17 protein-coding genes, 2 tRNA genes and 1 pseudogene are annotated in these 18164 nt (G+C 42.1%); 7 read left to right on the top strand and 13 right to left on the bottom strand.

The features are described from left to right. Positions 1-86: 86 nt before the first annotated feature. A complete protein-coding gene (locus BA1DRAFT_RS06310) occupies positions 87-434 on the top strand; it encodes a type II toxin-antitoxin system HicB family antitoxin (protein WP_036777181.1) in 348 nt (115 codons plus the stop codon). 190 nt (positions 435-624) lie between these two features. On the opposite strand, the gene BA1DRAFT_RS06305 is transcribed toward BA1DRAFT_RS06310, so the two are convergent. From BA1DRAFT_RS06305 to BA1DRAFT_RS06255, 11 genes are all read right to left on the bottom strand, one after another. Then, positions 625-2010, bottom strand: coding sequence for a GntP family permease (locus tag BA1DRAFT_RS06305; protein ID WP_036777179.1), 1386 nt, complete (start codon positions 2008-2010; stop codon positions 625-627). 2 nt (positions 2011-2012) lie between these two features. Continuing rightward, positions 2013-2978, bottom strand: coding sequence for a D-erythronate dehydrogenase (denD, locus tag BA1DRAFT_RS06300; protein WP_036777177.1), 966 nt, complete (start codon positions 2976-2978; stop codon positions 2013-2015). A gap of 172 nt (positions 2979-3150) precedes the next feature. Then, a complete protein-coding gene (locus BA1DRAFT_RS06295; protein WP_036777176.1) occupies positions 3151-3918 on the bottom strand; it encodes a DeoR/GlpR family DNA-binding transcription regulator in 768 nt (255 codons plus the stop codon). A 12-nt stretch (positions 3919-3930) separates the two neighbouring features. After that, complete coding sequence (gene otnI / locus BA1DRAFT_RS06290; protein WP_036777173.1) at positions 3931-4707, bottom strand: 2-oxo-tetronate isomerase; 777 nt, start codon at positions 4705-4707, stop codon at positions 3931-3933. A 22-nt stretch (positions 4708-4729) separates the two neighbouring features. Continuing rightward, positions 4730-5368 (bottom strand): 3-oxo-tetronate 4-phosphate decarboxylase, encoded by a 639-nt coding sequence (otnC, locus tag BA1DRAFT_RS06285; protein WP_036777171.1) that lies wholly within the window; start codon positions 5366-5368, stop codon positions 4730-4732. Continuing rightward, positions 5361-6638, bottom strand: a complete 1278-nt coding sequence (otnK, locus tag BA1DRAFT_RS06280; RefSeq protein ID WP_036777169.1) for a 3-oxo-tetronate kinase — start codon at positions 6636-6638, stop codon at positions 5361-5363. Before otnK ends, otnC begins: the two co-directional genes overlap by 8 nt. Beyond that, positions 6638-7543, bottom strand: coding sequence for an L-threonate dehydrogenase (gene ltnD, locus BA1DRAFT_RS06275; protein WP_036777167.1), 906 nt, complete (start codon positions 7541-7543; stop codon positions 6638-6640). Before ltnD ends, otnK begins: the two co-directional genes overlap by 1 nt. A 374-nt stretch (positions 7544-7917) precedes the next feature. Next, positions 7918-8002, bottom strand: a tRNA-Tyr gene (locus BA1DRAFT_RS06270). Between the two features lie 152 nt (positions 8003-8154). Continuing rightward, positions 8155-8310: transfer RNA gene (locus tag BA1DRAFT_RS21785), tRNA-Tyr, on the bottom strand. A 298-nt stretch (positions 8311-8608) separates the two neighbouring features. Further along, positions 8609-9457: a formyltetrahydrofolate deformylase gene (gene purU, locus BA1DRAFT_RS06260; protein WP_036777162.1), complete on the bottom strand. Its 849-nt coding sequence runs from the start codon at positions 9455-9457 to the stop codon at positions 8609-8611. A 45-nt stretch (positions 9458-9502) separates the two neighbouring features. Next, positions 9503-10000: a YchJ family protein gene (locus BA1DRAFT_RS06255; protein ID WP_036777160.1), complete on the bottom strand. Its 498-nt coding sequence runs from the start codon at positions 9998-10000 to the stop codon at positions 9503-9505. 157 nt (positions 10001-10157) lie between these two features. Here BA1DRAFT_RS06255 and rssB point away from each other — a divergent pair, with 157 nt between their 5' ends. The 4 genes from rssB (at position 10158) to BA1DRAFT_RS06235 (ending at position 14870) form a co-directional block, all read left to right on the top strand. Continuing rightward, a complete protein-coding gene (gene rssB / locus BA1DRAFT_RS06250; RefSeq protein ID WP_036777158.1) occupies positions 10158-11183 on the top strand; it encodes a two-component system response regulator RssB in 1026 nt (341 codons plus the stop codon). Between the two features lie 380 nt (positions 11184-11563). Beyond that, the gene (gene galU / locus BA1DRAFT_RS06245; RefSeq protein ID WP_036777156.1) at positions 11564-12481 is read left to right on the top strand and encodes a UTP--glucose-1-phosphate uridylyltransferase GalU; all 918 of its coding nucleotides are present in this window, start codon (positions 11564-11566) and stop codon (positions 12479-12481) included. 23 nt (positions 12482-12504) lie between these two features. Next, positions 12505-13848 (top strand): UDP-glucose dehydrogenase family protein, encoded by a 1344-nt coding sequence (locus BA1DRAFT_RS06240; protein WP_036777154.1) that lies wholly within the window; start codon positions 12505-12507, stop codon positions 13846-13848. An 8-nt stretch (positions 13849-13856) separates the two neighbouring features. Beyond that, positions 13857-14870, top strand: coding sequence for an NAD-dependent epimerase (locus BA1DRAFT_RS06235; RefSeq protein ID WP_036777153.1), 1014 nt, complete (start codon positions 13857-13859; stop codon positions 14868-14870). Positions 14871-15167: 297 nt separating this feature from the next. Here the strand turns inward: BA1DRAFT_RS06235 and hns are convergent, their stop codons facing one another. Beyond that, the gene (hns, locus tag BA1DRAFT_RS06230; protein ID WP_036777152.1) at positions 15168-15572 is read right to left on the bottom strand and encodes a histone-like nucleoid-structuring protein H-NS; all 405 of its coding nucleotides are present in this window, start codon (positions 15570-15572) and stop codon (positions 15168-15170) included. A 644-nt stretch (positions 15573-16216) separates the two neighbouring features. Between hns and BA1DRAFT_RS06225 the strand changes: the two genes are divergently transcribed. After that, entirely contained in the window at positions 16217-16816 is a 600-nt protein-coding gene (locus BA1DRAFT_RS06225; protein ID WP_036777151.1) for a thymidine kinase, read from the top strand. Between the two features lie 116 nt (positions 16817-16932). Here BA1DRAFT_RS06225 and BA1DRAFT_RS24605 read toward each other — a convergent pair. Beyond that, positions 16933-17052: pseudogene (locus BA1DRAFT_RS24605) on the bottom strand (aldehyde dehydrogenase family protein); the annotation flags it as partial. A gap of 441 nt (positions 17053-17493) precedes the next feature. On the opposite strand from BA1DRAFT_RS24605, the gene BA1DRAFT_RS06215 reads away from it, so the two are divergent. Continuing rightward, positions 17494-18138, top strand: coding sequence for a YchE family NAAT transporter (locus BA1DRAFT_RS06215; protein ID WP_036777147.1), 645 nt, complete (start codon positions 17494-17496; stop codon positions 18136-18138). Positions 18139-18164 lie beyond the last annotated feature (26 nt).

Genomic DNA, 18164 nt, shown 5'->3' with positions numbered 1-18164 from the left:
TTAATGCACCGCCCTCATCCTGAAAATTACATTAAAGGTAGCACATTAAAAGCGGTGAAACAGATTCTAAAAGAAGTGGGGTTGATATGAAATATTTAAAATATAAAGGTTATTCAGGTACAATTGAATTTGATCTGGAAAACAATACTCTTTTTGGTAAATTGGAATATATCCGTGATTTAGTGACTTATGAAGCCAAAACAATTGTAGAATTGGAAAATGAATTTAAGATCTCAATTGATTTGTATTTGCAAGACTGCAAGGAATTAAACAAGAATCCTGATGTGTCATACAAAGGGATTTTTAATGTTAGAGTTAATCCAGAATTGCATAGAAAAATTGCAGAACTAGCACTTGAAGAAGATGTGACGGTTAATGCTTTCGTGAATCAAGCGCTAGAAAATGAAGTCAGTAAACATCATGTAGGATCTTAATAACCTTATCGGATTAATGACAAAGGTTTAGCCATCGGCTTAGGTCTTTGATCTAATAGAAGCACTGGAAAATGGATGCCTCGATAATTGATAAATGAAATTTTATAATAGGTTATAGTATGATCAATGTATTAATTTAGCCTCTTATTTTTAAAGAGGCTAAATGGTAATTTAGCTAATGATTTGGTGTTTATAACACCAGATCCAGAATGATGACGCCACATAAGCCAATTGCCCATGCAATAGTGGTTGGTATTGACCAAACTATCATCTGTTGTTTGGCATCTTTGATTCCCATCATACGGTTAACGACCCAGAATAGGCTGTCATTAAAATAACCGAAGAATAACGAGCCCATTGTTGCTGCTTGTGCGGCAACCAGCATGTTGATCCCCGGAATTTGACTAATAATTGGCGCGGAAATAGAAGCAGCGGTAATCATTGCCACAGTGCCGGAACCTTGAATTAAGCGAACCAGTGTCGCAATGATAAATGGAATCAATACCGGTGTTAGGGGGAGATTGGCTATATATTGCGCCAGAATGGTGCCGGTACCACTTTCACGCAGTACCGCACCTAACGCGCCGCCCGCTCCTGTCACCAACAAAATAATACCGGCAGCCTGTAAACCTTCTTCCAGACGATCAATCACTTCATGTTTATTGACTTTTGGCATCAAGGTATAAACCGCCAACAATACACTGATGGCTAAGGCAATAACCGGTGCGCCAAGGAAATCAAATGCTTGGAAATAGAAGTTGTTTTCTTGTCCAGTAAAAGTTTCAGTGTTTAATAACAGGCCATTAATGGCTTTAATGAAGATTAAAGCGATAGGAACGATAATCGGCAACAGGGAGAAAAATAGGCTCGGTAGCGGTTTGTTCGCCTTTTCTTCCATGTAGCGTTGGTGGATTGTTTGTAGATCTTGCGCTTCTTCTGCTTCATCAATGGGTTGAAATTCAGGATATTTTACTGCTAACCATTTGGCATAAAATACAATGCCAATAACGCAAGGCACTGCCAGAACCATACCGGTTAACATCATGGCGCCGACATCTACACCAAAAATGCCGGCAACCCCCAGTGGCCCCGGTGTTGGCGGAACAGTGTGGTGGGTAACAACCAATCCTCCGGCCAGCGCCACGCCAAGTGTTAGAAGATGACGTTTTCCCTTTTTCGCGAGTGCCTTTGCCAGTGGGTAGAGAATAACAAAGGCTGAGTCGACAAAAATCGGAATACTGACAATATAGCCGGTGATCGCTAATGCCCACTCTTCGCGTTTTTTACCTAACCATTTGATAAAGCTGTAGGCTATCTGTTCCGCGGCGCCGGAAACTTCCAGCACTCGTCCCATCATGACCCCCAGACCGATAACAATGCCGATACTGCCTAGTGTGGAGCCAAAACCTTTAGTCATAACATCAATGGTATTTGCTGCGGTTAAGCCACCAGATAGCCCGGCGATCGCCGCTGCGATGAGCATTGCTAATAAAGCATGAACACGGGTACGTAGCACCAGAAAGATCAACGTAAATACGGCTACACCCAGACCAATGACCGGAATGTAGTGTTCCATAATTAGCCTCCAGTTTGGGACAGGTTATTGATGATAAAAGCACGGATTGCATCACTGAAAGTATTATCAGCATGGAAACCCAATGATAAGCCACGGCTGATATCGAAGTGACCCGGCCAACTGGCAACAATACGGTTAATGTTTTCGTCTGGTTCGAAGCGGATGAGTTCCACTGTTTTCTGCCCGGCAACTTCTGCCAGTGCGTCAATCATGCCCTGAACCGTGATACTCATACCCGGTAAATTAACTGTACGGGAAAGACCAAATTTTTCCGCCGGAATTTGAACCGCATGGATAAAGTTGCGGATCACGGTTTCAGGGCTGGAAAGCCATAAAGTAAGATCGCGGGAAACTGGGCAGATGCTGCTTTCTCCGTGCAGAGGTTCACGGATGATACCACTGGCAAAAGAGGAGGCTGCTTTATTTGGTTTCCCGGGACGGATACTGATTGTCGGTAGACGGAGAACTCGGCCATCGACATATCCTTTGCGGGAGTAGTCGTTAATCATCAATTCACACATGGCTTTCTGTGCGCCATAGGATGATTGAGGATTAACCGCACACTGTTCGGTAATGGTTGCGGGTAATTCTCCGCCAAATACAGCCAAAGAGCTGGTGAAAATAAATTTCAATTGTGGATTTTTGACCCGTGCAACGTTTAATAAGTTGCGAGTAGCATCAAAGTTAACTTGCAAACCGAGATCAAAATCGCTTTCAGCGTGGCTACTGACAATGGCGGCGAGATGGAATAGTACCGCACTGTTTTCATCGATCAGCTTTTCCGCGGCTCCTGATTGAGTTAAATCCAGTGCCAGACATTGGACGCGGGGATCGTTAACCGGTGATACAGGACATTGAATATCGGTCAATATGAGTTGGTCGAAATTTAATGTTTGATGGTTGTTTAGTAAAGCGCTGGCTAGTTGCTGACCCAGAAAACCGGCTCCACCAGTGATGATTACTTTCATTGCGACTCTCCTTGTTTAATAGCTTTGGTTATATAGGGTTCTTATACCCGTTATCCTGCAAGTTGGCTCTTTGTTGGCTGCACTCACTCACCCCGGTCACATAGTTATCCATGTTCCCGGGGATTCGCTCCCTTGCCGTCGCGATGCATCTTGAAATCCATAGGGTATATCCTTATACGCTGACGGTATGCAATATCAGATTGTGTTCTCGTAATTGTTGCTGCACTTTCGGTGGAAGCTGGCTGTCACAGACAATATCATCCAAACTTGAAAGCGGGCAGACGCGAAACATGCCGTATTTGCCATATTTACTGCTATCAGACACCAAAACACGTCGGCGGGCGATTTCCAATACTGTTTGTTTGACTAAAACTTTTTCTTCATGCGGCGTGGAGACTCCATGCTCCAGATCCCATGAGCTGGTGCTAATAAAGGCAATATCCACATTTAAGTTGCGAAGCAACATAGCGGCGATAGGGCCAACACAGGAATGATTTCTCTTATCTACCTGTCCCCCGGTATGGAACAGATTTAATTGGGGTTTGTTCATCAGGTATTGGGTAATGGAAAAATCGTTCGTGATGATAGTGAGGTTAAAACGCTCAGCCAGAACCCTGGCAATTTCAAACGTGGTGGTGCCGGCGTCAAGATAGACCACTTGTCCATCTTCAACCATCGATACCGCATAGTGACCAATTTCCCGCTTATGACGATGATTAAGCCGGGCTTTTTCATTCCAGGGCAACTCCTGACGTAAAACATCACTAAGTTGCACGCCGCCACTGACGCTAACGACCTTTCCTTCCTCCTCCAGAGTGTGAATATCCCGCCGTACTGTCATATGTGAGACATTCATCAGTTTAACCAGTGCACTGATGGAAATCGTCTGATATTCATGTACGTAACGATAAATAAAGTCTCTACGCTCTGATGGAAGCATATTTTCTCCTGATTATTTCTGTACTTTGGTCAACCAATTCAGACCATCTTCTGTGTGACCAGCGGGGTGATATTCACAGCCAAACCACCCTTGATAGCCCATTTCATCTAGTTTATTAAATAGCCACGGATAGTTTACTTCTCCGCTATCGGGTTCGTGGCGTTCGGGTACGGAGGCAATCTGGATGTGACTGAATTTACCCCATAGACGCTCAATGGTGCGGAGCAAATCTCCTTCCATAATCTGGCAGTGATAAAGATCTAGCTGGATAAAAACATTTTGACGGTCAATGGCTTTAAGTAATGTTTCAGCCTGATGTTGAGTCGTCAGAAAGTAACCTGGCATATCACGAGTATTAATCGGTTCAATTAATACGTTGATGTTATGTTCTGCCATCACATCAGCGGCATGTTGAATGTTGCTGATATAACACTCGCGTTGTTGTATCAGAAATTGGGCATCCAGTTTTCCCGCCATCGCATGAACTTGCTTGCAGTTCAGCGCCAGTGCATATTTCAGCGCGGTTTGTACACCTTCGACAAATTCTTTTTCACGACCAGGAATAGAGGCGATCCCCCTTTCTCCCGCGGCCCAGTTTCCGGCGGGCATGTTGAACAGAACTTGGGTTAATTGATGCTGTTTTAATAGGGCAGCCAGTTCTTCCGCTGCCACTTCATAAGGAAACAGGTATTCAACGCCTTTAAATCCAGCTTTAGCTGCACGGGCAAAACGTTCTGTGAAAGGTACGTCGTTGAACATCATGCTCAAGTTTGCCGCAAATTTAGCCATGATGAATTCCTTGTTTGTTTACTCAGTTCTTGGGGTAACGAGTTTCAAGTTCTTGTACTTGCTCTTCATTTAATGTGGTGAAGCCATGTGGCAGTAATGTTAAATAGAGCCGTGCGGTATCTTCCAATTCTTCTGCATTGAAAAAAGCTTGCCGTAAAGTTTTGCCGCCGACAACAGGTCCGTGGTTGGACAGGAGGATTGCGTTGTGTTTTGCGGCCAGCTTCGCAATTTCCTCGCCGATTCTTTCATCTCCTGGTGGTAGGTATTTGACCAAGGGCAGTTTTCCAACTCGCATCACATAGTAGGGCGTAATGGGTGGCAGACAGTTACTTTTATCCAGATTGGGTAGGCAGGAAAGGGCGGTTAACCAAGGGGAATGTAGATGGACCACCGCATGGCATTCGGGACGGTTGCGATACATTGCCAAGTGCATGGAAACTTCTTTGGTGGGTTTGTCACCGGATAGCCAGTTACCTTCTGCATCCAGCTTACTCAGGCGATTGGCTTGCAAGTCGCCAAAACTGGAGTTGGTCGGTGTGATGATGATCGCGCCATCTTCCAGTTTGGCACTGATGTTACCTGCGCCGCCGCTGCTATAACCCCGGTAGAACATTGAGCGAGCCCATTCGACTAATTCTATCCGTAGTGCTTGTTCACTCATGAAACATCTCCTGTACATGCAGGAAGAAATCAATATTGCCGAAGTTGCCTGATTTTAATGCCAGCCAATAGTTGTGTTGTCGATCGTGTACCCAGGGTACGCCCGGGGCGATTGGTGCACCGATACTAAATTGTTGAATGTCTAGACTTTGTACTATCTTACCGGCGGTTTCGCCGCCTGCAACAATAAAGGTGTTGAATCCGAGCTGACACAGGCTTTTTACAACCTTGGCGAAGGTGTTTTCTATTGCTTCACTGGCAGTGGCGGCACCGTATTGTTGTTGGATTTTCTGTAATGTTTCTGGGGGTTGAGTTGCGTATAGCATGGGTGCCAGATGGTTTTGGGATTGCTGAATAATCCACGCAACTAGTTTTTCGGCATATTGTGGATCTTTGATGCATGAATCAATATTCAGGGCCTTAGCAGGGGCCAGTTTCTGGTACAGGGCAACTTGTTTGTTGGTCATGACGGAACAACTGCCAGAAAGGATCACAGTGCGTCTATTCTCGGCGGGTGGGGTTGCCCCTGCTGGTTGGCATGGCATCAATGGCTTACCGGTGTCGGTGCTGGCAAGGGCAGCGCCAAGGCCGGAACCCCCAGTGATTAATTTCAGTTCTGATGCCGCTCTGGCAATAGGCAGTAAGTCATTCATGGAGAGAGTGTCTGTTACCGCGTAACGTATGTTTTGTTGCTGTAAATGATTTATTCGTTCGCGGATTGCCTGTTCTCCCTGGTGTACACATGCCAAATCCACCAGATCTGCTTTCCCCTGAGCCTGTTGTTCCATTAGACGTAGCAGATTGGCATCTGTCATGGGTGTTACGGGATGGTGCTGCATGCCACTTTCATTAAGTAGTTGACCATTAACAAATAGATGTCCATGTACAACTGTTCGCCCGTTAACCGGGAGGGCAGGAGAGATCAGCGTGATGTCTGTTTTCAGTTCATCCATCAGGGCATCGGTGACCGGTCCAATATTGCCTTTACTGGTGGAGTCAAAAGTTGAGCAGTACTTGAAGAATATTTGTTGACAACCGGCTTTCTGACGTAACCAACGGCAGGATTCCACCGCGTTATTTACCGCTTCGTCTATCGGGCAGGAACGGCTTTTCAGGCTGATAACAATAGCATCAATGTTCTGTGGAATGGCGGTATTTTCATCAGGCGTATCCAGTAGCTGGACGACTTGCCAGCCGCTTTGTACCATAAAACCAGCGATATCGGTTGCGCCAGTAAAGTCATCGGCGATAACGCCCAATTTAATGGTCATTACTTTTTCTCCGGCAAAGTGATACCTTTAAATGTTTTGATCACCGCGCTGTCATCCCATTGGCCGAAACCTTCGTTACTGGCGGCAAGGAACATTTGATGGGCAGCGGCTGATAATGGTAATGGGAATTTCAGATCCTTACCTGTTTCTAATGCTAATCCCAGATCTTTGACAAAAATATCGACAGAGGATTTGGCAGTGTAATCTCCCGCCAGAATATGGGGAACGCGGTTTTCAAACATCCAAGAGTTACCGGCAGCGTGGGTTACAATATCGTACATCAATTCTAGGGAAATACCGGCTTTGGCTGCCAATGCCATACTTTCTGCGGCGGCTGCAATATGTATACCTGCAAGTAATTGATGGATTGTTTTAACGGTAGATCCTTGACCAATTTCATTTCCGACATGGTAGAGGCGTTCGGTGGTGGCATCAAATACGGGTTTTAGTTGTTCAAATAATGCTGGCTCACCAGAAGCCATAACAGTAAGTTGGCCTTGTTCGGCTTTTAGTGCGCCACCTGAAATAGGTGCGTCCAGCATGTTGAGATTGTATTGGTTAAGACGATGGGCAAAATCTTTAGCTTGTCCTGCGGCAACGGTACTGTGAAGCACAATGATTGTACCGGCTTTTAGTTGGTTGACTAGCGGTGTTTCGCCTTCGAACAGTATGCTTTCTATTTGAGCGCCATTGACGACGACGAGTAGGATAGCATCCAGCTCTGATGCCCAGTTTGCTGCGTTGTTTGTTGCTACTTTAGCGCCTGCTTGCAGAAGCTGGTCACAGGCTTTTGGATTTAAATCAAATCCATATGTGGGAATACCCGCGCGTATTAACGCGCGGGCAATTCCCATCCCCATAGCCCCCAATCCTATAATTCCTATTTTTTGTGTTGATTGGTTCATGATGGTTCCCTGGTGTTGTTGTTATAATTTGTTATTTTTTATAATTATTTCACACGAAATTTCACAAATACACGATGGTTATCACATTCGAATGCCTGCTGTTTGAAGATGACTTTTATTTTAATTATTTGATTTATATGGTTTATGTTGGGTTATTGTGGAATGTTAGGTTTCACATAATGGTGTGATAGAAAATAGGGTTGTGAGAGCACACTAAGGTGGGTAAGCGCGTTTAGTTGAGTTCTTTTAGAGGTGTTAGTTAGTTAGTCTGGGGCTGTGGATGACGATTTGAACCTTGACGAAGGTTCTCGACTTTTCCCCAAATGAGGAATGCGTTCTTATTGGGCTTGTTTGTAAGGCTTGAAGGATGTTTGTGGTGGTGGGGGAAGGATTCGAACCTTCGAAGTCTGTGACGGCAGATTTACAGTCTGCTCCCTTTGGCCGCTCGGGAACCCCACCAGATTTTGAAATGTATCACTGTTGTTGACAGCGGACGGAATCATATCAGATGAACCGCTGCTGTAAAGCATATATTGAAAAATAAGTGACTATATGCTGATTTTCCAGCCTTATTGATCTTGTTGTGAGCAAATAAGTGGTTTGTTTGCTAGTGGCGGGGGAAGGATTACTCGTCACTGCGTTCCTCGCCCTGCGGGCCAACGCGTCGCAAGCGCCGCATTGTTGTTTCGCTGCGCTCAACTCGAACCTTCAAAGTCTGTGACGGAAGATTTACAGTCTGCTCCCTTTGGCCGCTCGGGAACCCCACCCGATTTTGAGAAGTATCGCTGTTGTTAACAGCGGCCGGAATCACGTCAGATGAACCGCTACTGTAAAACATATATTGAAAAATAAGTGACGATATGCTGATTTTCCAGCCTTATTGATCTTGTTGTGAGCAAATAAGTGGTTTGTTTGCTAGTGGCGGGGGAAGGATGACTTGCCACTTTTGAAAAGTCACCACTACTGCTTACAGCGGCTAGGATCACATTAAATCAATCGCCGCTGTAAAGCATATGCTTGAAAAGAAGCTACTGTGTGCTGCTTTTGGGCCTAATTAATTCAGTTTTAAAGAATTACAGTACGGTTGCCGTAAACAAAAACCCGCTGAGCAAGAACCCAATATAGAGCATGGCTAAGAGCATTTTTTTCAACATCCCGGCCCGCTCTCATCATATCTTCAGCAGTGTATGTATGGTCTATGTTAATGACCTTCTGAGTAATAATTGGACCTTCATCCAGGTTATTATTCACATAATGCGCGGTTGCTCCGATGATTTTTACCCCTCTCTCGTAAGCCTGATGATAAGGACGCGCCCCGATAAATGCAGGTAAAAAGGAGTGGTGAATGTTAATAATCTGATTTGGATAATGCTGGACAAATTCTGGCGTCAGTACTCGCATGTATTTAGCTAATACCACATAGTCAGGTTTGTATTGGTCAATCTGGGCAATCAGTTTTTCATCATGTTGTTCACGGGTTAAACCTTCATGACTAATCAAGTGGAAAGGAATGCCAAATTGCTCAACCAACGATTGTAATGTTGCGTGGTTGCCGATAACCGCAGCAATTTCAACGTCAAGCCCATCATAAGCGCTTTTCATGAGCAAATCCCCAAGACAATGCGCTTCTTTTGTCACCATAATGACAATACGCCGACGCCCCGCACTATTTAATTCCCGTTGAGAACCCATCGGAAGTGCATCATCTAAATCAGCAAGAAATGTCTCATCATTGAAAATTCCTTCAAGCTCAGTACGCATAAAAAAGCGGCCGGTGCGATGATCGACGAATTCATTATTCTGAACTATATTCAGTTGGTGTTTGTAGCAAATATTCGTAATTTTGGCGATCAGTCCTTTGGCATCAGGGCAAATGGTGCGTAGAATTTTCTTTTGTATATGTTGATGTTGCATGAATGGGATTGTCCTTAAATATTTTGCGTTTTCTGTTTGTGGATCTTAACCACAACATTTTTTGTATTTTTTACCTGAACCACATGGGCAGGGGCTATTACGGCCAATTTGAGGTTTTACGCCATCAATAGGTTTTATACCATCAATAGGTTTTACACCATCAATATAGTACCAACGCTGGTCTATACGAAGAAAACGTGAACGCTCATGAATAAGTTGCTTATCTTGGGATTTCTGATCAAGAAAGCAAGCTGAAAATTCAACATAGGCTTCGTTATCATTTTTGCCTTTTTCAGTTGTAATAACATTTAGTCCGAGCCATTGGGTAACAATAAAACTCTGTTCTAGATCTAAACGCCACTTTTCAGCCTGGCAGTCAGGATGCCAACTGGTAATAAGATAATCGGCGTTGTGCTTTACATAGGCACTGTATCGAGAACGCATCAGTGATTCGGCAGTCGGCGCAAATTTTATGTTTTGGAGATAAGGGGAACAGCAATCCGCAAAATCTATTCCACTACCACAAGGACATCGCTCTGTCAAAATAACTCCAATTGTAAAGGGTGAAATACCATTTTTATGGGTTTTCTATTGCAAAGAAACGTAAGAGAACAAATGATAGTCACTTAATTGAACTAATATGAGTGATAGTACCTAAGAAAAGGTGAAGGTCGCAATATTAAGGTAAGGGAGCGCATTTATGGAAAAGGCATTGGCAGGCAAAAAAATTCTGATTGTGGAGGACGAACCCGTTTTTTGTTCTTTGCTGGCAGGGTATTTGCAAACGTTGGGCGCTAAGGTATTAGTCGCATCTAATGGGGCTGTTGCACTACAGGTGCTAGGACGCGAAGCTCATATTGAACTTATTTTATGTGATTTGGATATGCCGGTTATGAATGGCATTGAATTTATTGCGAAATTGACGAGTGAGGGTATTAGTATTCCAGTTATTATTATTTCAGCAACTAACAAGATGGCCGAAATTGATGAGGTGCTTCGTTTGGGAGCAAAAGATGTTTTATTAAAACCTGTTTCAGATCTTAATGAGATAAAAAAATCGGTGTTGGCCTATTTACATCCTACGGTCTTTATGTCTGGCGCGATTGAGCAGAATAACTTGAATAAGGATTGGTTAACGCTAAAGCATAATTCAGATGAAGCATTAAATATGCTTAAGCAGTTACAACCTCCAGTGTCTCAAGTTATCGCTCACTGTAAAGTGAATTACCGAAAATTGAATATGATTGATAAACCAGGGTTGATTCTCGATATGGCGGCGTTATCTGACAATGAATTGGCTTTTTATTGTCTAGATATTAGCCGCTCAAAAGAGTATGGTGTGATTTCGGCATTATTACTTAGAGTCGTATTTAACAGTTTGTTGCAAGAGCATATCGTTCACCATTCCCGGCGTTTACCCAGTATGGCAGGTATTCTAAATAGAATTAATAACTTGTTGGCAGGTGCAGGGTTGCAAGGGCAGTTTCCATTGCTGCTTGGGTATTATCATACAATCAATAAAACGGTTCTGCTCACTTCCGCAGGGTTACATGCCAGTATTAAGTCGGGTAATCGTCAAATCCAATTAGATAGTGGCGTTCCTCTTGGAACGTTGAGAACGATTTGTTCGAATCAAGTTTGTTCTCATAGTGCTGAATGGCAATGCCGGATTTGGAATACAAATAGTCAAATAAATTTGATGCTTTCTTCAATGTATTCTGGGTGAATATTACCAAGGTGGAATTTTGTTTAAAATGGATTTTAAACATTAGGTCACGGTAATGTAATTAAACAGAATGGCGCTGTTTATCAGGGAGAGTTAGCTGGTATACTCCGCCTATTATGCTTGAAGTCTATCTAATCAGGCTATTTTATTTGCCGCTCTTTAGTACAAAGAGCGGGTTTAGCGCTGCTCAGGTAAAAGTGATAACTTTTTGAGTAGTCAGAGAGGTAAACGAAACAGTGAACTATGTGTATGCATCGGTTTCTGTGCGCGGTTTATTGACACAAAATAATCAGTAATAATAGTGCCTTATTAAAGAATCGGCACTGATTTTGAGTTGAAGACGGATTTGTTTCAGCCAAAAAACATCGGGAGAAAGATTAATGCCATCAGTAAACAAAATCGTAAAGAAAGCCGTTATTCCTGTAGCGGGTTTGGGAACGAGGATGTTGCCAGCTACGAAAGCAATTCCTAAAGAGATGTTGCCTTTAGTGGATAAGCCTCTTATTCAGTATGTCGTTAATGAATGTATTGCCGCTGGTATTAATGAAATTATCTTGGTGACTCATTCATCAAAAAATTCAATTGAAAATCATTTTGATACTAGTTTTGAGTTAGAAGCTATCCTTGAGAAAAGGGTAAAGCGTCAGTTATTGGATGAGGTTCAATCTATTTGTCCAAGTCATGTCACCATTATGCAAACTCGTCAGGGAATTGCTAAAGGATTAGGGCATGCGGTGTTGTGTGCCAAGCCTTTAATTGGTGATGAACCTTTTGCTGTGATACTCCCTGATGTTATTCTTGATGAGTTTAGTACAGATCTGACTAAATATAATCTGAGCGAAATGTTGGCTCGGTATAATGAAACCGGTGCTAGCCAAATATTAGTAGAACCTGTACCTCATGAAGAGGTTTCTAGTTATGGTATTGTCGATTGCCAGGGAGAAAATCTGCAACCCGGTGACAGCAAACCAATTAAGCGTGTAGTTGAAAAACCTAAACCGAAAGAAGCGCCATCAAATCTTTCTATTGTTGGCCGTTATGTGTTGTCCGAGAAAATTTGGCCATTATTAGCAAAAACAGCACCCGGTGCCGGTGATGAAATTCAACTTACTGATGCAATTGCGATGTTAATAGAAAAGGAGTCTGTGGAAGCCTATCACTTGCAGGGTGTAAGCCATGATTGCGGCAATAAACTTGGTTATATGCAAGCATTTGTCCGGTATGGTATGAAACATCATACTTTGGGCAAAGAGTTTACTGATTGGTTAATGGCTTTGCAGGATCAGGTTAAAGAATAATTTTACGGAAATTTAGGTATTATATGAAAGTTACGGTATTTGGTATCGGTTATGTTGGCTTAGTTCAGGCGGCGGTTTTAGCTGAAGTCGGTCATGATGTTCTTTGTATTGATATAGATGCAAATAAAGTCGAAAATTTGAAAAATGGTCAAATTCCCATTTTTGAACCTGGTTTAGCTCCACTGGTTAAAAAAAATTATGAAGAAGGCCGCCTGAATTTTAGTACGGATGCAAAGGCCGGTGTTGCGCACGGTAAATTACAATTTATTGCTGTCGGCACGCCTCCTGATGAAGATGGTTCAGCAGATTTAAAGTATGTGACAGCGGTGGCTCGTACTATTGCGGAATATATGGAGAGCTATAAGGTCATTATTGATAAGTCTACGGTTCCTGTTGGTACCGCGGATAAAGTTAATGCTGTTGTTAATGAGACTTTGCGTCAACGTAATATTGATATTCCATTTGATGTGGTTTCTAACCCTGAGTTCCTTAAAGAAGGAGCGGCCGTTGCAGATTGTATGCGCCCTGAGCGGATTATTATTGGGTGTGACAATGAAAGAGTTGTTGACCTGATGCATGAATTGTACGAACCGTTTAATCGTAATCATGATCGTATGATTGTGATGGATATCCGTAGCGCAGAACTGACGAAGTATGCTGCTAATTGTATGTTGGCAACGAAAATCAGTTTTATGAATGAGATATCTAATTTAGCAGAAATGCTTGGCGCTGATATTGAGCATGTTCGTCAAGGAATTGGTTCTGATTCCCGTATTGGCTATCATTTTATCTATCCGGGCTGTGGTTATGGTGGCTCATGTTTCCCAAAAGATGTTCAGGCGTTGATTCGTACCGCAGAGCAAATTGGTTATCAGCCTAAAATTCTTCGTGCCGTAGAGCAAGTGAACGAACTGCAAAAGCATAAATTGCCCTCTTTTGTCACGCGCCATTTCGGTGAAGATTTATCCGGTAAGACATTTTCTGTCTGGGGATTATCGTTCAAACCGAATACTGATGATATGCGTGAAGCATCAAGCCGTGTTTTGATGGAAGCATTATGGCAGGCGGGAGCCAAAATACAGGCTTACGATCCGGAGGCGATGCAGGAAGCTCAGCGTATTTATGGTCAGCGCGATGATTTATTATTGATGGGGACTAAAGAAGCGGCGCTGAAAGGGGCCGATGCCTTGATCATTTGTACTGAATGGAAAAGTTTTCGTGCGCCAGATTTTGATGTCATAAAAGAGTCTCTCAAGACGCCGGTTATCTTTGATGGCCGAAATCTCTATGATCCTGAGCGCCTGCAATCCCGGGGTTTTATTTATTATGGGATTGGTCGTGGTGCATCCATTAATCCGGTTATCTGAGTAATACAATGAAATTCTTAGTCACAGGTGCTGCTGGTTTTATTGGCTTTCATGTGAGCCAGAGATTATTGCAAATGGGGCATGAGGTTGTGGGTATCGACAACCTTAATGACTATTATGATGTGAGTCTCAAACAAGCACGGTTAGATCTATTATTTGATAAGCCAGGTTTTAAATTTGAAAAGCTGGATTTGGCTGACAGAATAGCCATTCCTGATCTTTTTTCCCGACACCAATTCCAACGGGTTATCCATCTAGGAGCTCAGGCGGGTGTTCGCTATTCGTTGCAAAACCCAATGGCTTACATTGATTCGAATATAATAGGGCATATCAATATCCTGGAAGGTTGCCGTCACAATAATGTTGAGCATTTATTATATTCTTCTTCTAGTTCTGTTTATGGATTAAATAGAAAGCAACCGTTTTCTACAAACGATTCAGTTGATCATCCAGTTTCTCTATATGCAGCAACGAAAAAGTCAGATGAATTAATGTCTCATAGTTACTCTCATCTTTATCAGTTGCCAACGACCGGCTTGCGTTTTTTTACCGTATATGGCCCGTGGGGACGTCCTGATATGGCTTTATTTAAGTTCACCAAGGCGATGTTATCAGGGCAGCCTATTGATGTTTATAACCACGGCAATATGGTTAGAGATTTTACTTATATAGATGATATCGTTGAATCAATAATCAGATTGCAGGACATCATTCCCGTACCAAATGAGAGCTGGACGGTTGAAGATGGACAAATATCTGCCAGCTCTGCCCCTTACTGTATTTATAATATTGGTAATGGTCAACCAACTAGACTAGGTGATTTTATTGAGGCAATAGAAGAATCATTAGGCATTCAGGCTAAGAGAAATTTTATGCCCATGCAAGATGGTGATGTTCTGTCGACCTGTGCTGATTCAAGTGACATTTTTCAAAAAATAGGGTTTGCCCCAAATACACCTGTGAAGCAGGGTGTGAAGCAGTTTGTAGAGTGGTATTTGAGTTTCTATCATAAGTCTAAATAAGATAAGGAGCCATTGGCTCCTTTTCTATTGAATCAACGACAGTGACCAGAGGGAAGTAAATAGTTGCGCCTGTTTGATTATTAATTTACCTAGGCATTGGCTAAACGAGTAACTAGCCTGCTTTATCGTAAAGAAATGATAGAAAAACGTGCAATCCGACTAAATCCTTCCCAAGGATACTTATACACGCTCATTCGAGAGACATTAATTCTTTTGTTATCTAAGCTGTTTAATAATAAAAACACCCTTCTATTTTAAAAGGGTGTTTTTAATTAAATTAACTTTAAAAACAATGAATTAGAGTAAGAAACTTTCCAGAGTTCTTCCTTCTTCTTCAATTGCTTTTTTGATAACAGCAGGTGTACGTCCTTGGCCAGTCCAAGTTTTAGTTTCACCGTTTGTATCAACATATTGGTATTTAGCTGGACGAGCAGGACGTTTCGTTTTACCAGCAGATTTGCCGGCGCTCATTGTCTGAAGTAATTCGCTTGGATCAATTCCTTGGTCAAGAATCATTTTACGAACTTCTTCCAATTTACGTGTACGTTCTTCTAATTCAGCTTGTACCTGACTTTCTTCTTCACGACGCTCTTCAACAACGACGGTCAGTTTTTCAAGTATTTCATCCAAGAACTCAAGTTGGCATTCTCTTGCTTGAGCTCGTAAAGTACGGATGTTATTTAGGGTTTTTAAATCGCTCATTGTCCTGGTCTCAAATTATTAATGATGATGGCTGATGTGGATATAATAATAGAATGCTATTTTATTTTCTGCAATAGTCAATTTATCATATTCGGATAAAATGGCTCTTTTTTTTAAACGTAATTTCTTTACAAAAGTTATATAGCGCTTTTTATACAGCTATTTCGATTGTCATTCCCCAATAACATGTTCAGGGTACCTTTAACAAAGGGGGGACATGATAATCTCTCTAATTTATAAACCAGGTATATACTAAATCGGTAAGTAATTTTAACTGTTTCTTATCATACCTGCTAAAGCAGAATAATACTAAGTTAAAAAAAACTTATGACTAATCCATGAGTTATCGCTGATTTACTGTTACCGTTTTCTGGAAGTCAATCACGCACATTATTAATTTGCATACGATATGCAACAAATCAGTCTGGCTTTCGTTTCTTAATTTAAACATGAACATTTGTCATTCAAATGCGCTTTATTACTTGGCTGGTGTGATGGTGGTCATGAATCATTAAGACATCACTAAGCTAAATATTTCGCTATATCAACCGGTGTAGCTTACTGGGATGGATAATCACGACGAAAGTTTATGGTAAACTCATCTGACTATATGGCTTTATAAATTTTGTTAAGGGGTAGGGCTGATGGCTCAACTTTATTTTTATTACTCCGCAATGAATGCTGGGAAATCGACATCCCTGTTGCAATCCTCTTATAACTATAATGAAAGAGGGATGAGAACGCTGGTGTTTACCGCAGAAATTGACACCCGGTTTGAAAAGGGAAAAGTCAAGTCTCGGATTGGATTATCTGCTGATGCACTCCTGTTTAGTCAGCAGACAGATATTGGGGAGCTGATCAGAAATGAAAATAATCAGGCAAAAGTGCATTGTGTGCTGATTGATGAGTGCCATTTTCTCACGAAAGTACAGATTGAACAGCTATGTAAGGTGACTGATTATGATGATATTCCGGTTCTTTGTTATGGACTGAGAACTGATTTTAGAGGCGAGCTTTTTAGCGGTAGCCAATATCTTTTGGCGTGGGCTGATAAGTTAGTTGAGTTGAAAACGATTTGTCACTGTGGACGCAAGGCAAACCGTACATTACGTTTGGATAGCGAAGGTGTGGTCATTTGTGATGGCGAACAAGTTGATATCGGCGGCAATGAAAAATATGTTTCTGTTTGCCGTAAGCACTATATGGATGCTGTCTGTGAGGTGAAAAAAAGCAGCAATATGTAATTCTGTGAAACGGTCAGATGTCCTGCTAATAGGGTAGAGATGAGTTAGAGGGTGCTGATATCGGCATCCTTAAGTGGTATTTAATTAGTTAATAAATTTGTTTTTTACCGGCTTTCTTTTGTTGCAGGTTGACCTACAATCTCCGCATTTAGAGAACCGTTTTCAAGGATGATATTTTGAATGGCTTTCTGTTCACCTCCTTGTAATAGATAACCGCCATGTGTAAAAAATTGTTTACAATACATTGGTAAGTTCAACAGAGGGTTCATCAATTCAGCCAATAATATCTTTTGGCGCACCAGCCGCAACCGCAGTGTGTAGAACCAATTCTGCTGTTTAGCCTGGTGATTTTTTGGTAGCTACAAGTTACCATTTGGCATTAATATATATTGATCTTAATCACATAAATTCCAAGCTGATTCCTTTCGGCTTAGGTCAGTGATGATGATTATTGGATGGGTGTAAATAGAGTTAAAAGGTTGAATTTTTAATCTAATGAAAATATTGGGTTAACAACTTGTTATATAAGATATTTTAAATTGGAAAATGCGTTGCGGGCGATGAAAATAGAGCTTTACCAGTATAAAGTGAAGAAAAAATTAAGTTTTCTATGATTCTTGGGTAAGCGATCATGAGAATATTTTTAATAACACTGTGTAACTTTATAGAGGTTATTTGTGGGTGACTTACTGCTGGATCTTTCTGGCTACATTAAGTTTTTTGTTGGGTTGTTTGCACTGGTCAATCCTGTTGGTATTTTGCCGGTTTTTATCAGTATGACTCACTACCAAGCCCAGTCGGCTCGTAATAGAACTAACTTGATTGCCAATACTTCTGTTGCCATCATTTTATGGACAGCTTTACTGTTAGGTGACTCAATACTACGTATGTTCGGCATTTCCATTGACTCTTTTCGTATTGCTGGTGGGATTTTGGTGGTGACCATCGCGATGTCGATGATTAACGGTAAGCTCGGAGAGGACAAACAGAATAAGCAGGAAAAATCAGAAACCGCCATTAGAGAAAGTGTTGGGGTTGTGCCGCTGGCATTGCCGTTAATGGCAGGTCCCGGTGCAATCAGTTCTTGTATTGTTTGGAGTTCTCGTTATCAGGGATGGCAGAATTTTATTGGATTGGCGCTTACTAGTGCATTGTTCGCTTTTTGCTGCTGGTTATTATTTCGATCTGCACCTTTAGTCGTCAAATACCTTGGTCAAACGGGCATTAACGTTATCACTCGAATTATGGGGCTACTGTTGATGTCTTTGGGGATTGAACTGATTGTGACAGGGATCAAAGCACTATTCCCAGGATTGCTTTGATACGATTGACGATAAAAGATGTTAGT

The sequence above is a fragment of the Photorhabdus aegyptia genome, from assembly GCF_000612035.1.
GTDB lineage: Bacteria > Pseudomonadota > Gammaproteobacteria > Enterobacterales > Enterobacteriaceae > Photorhabdus > Photorhabdus akhurstii.
Note: the sequence above shows the minus strand (reverse complement) of the source record. Positions and strands in the feature narration are given on the sequence as shown.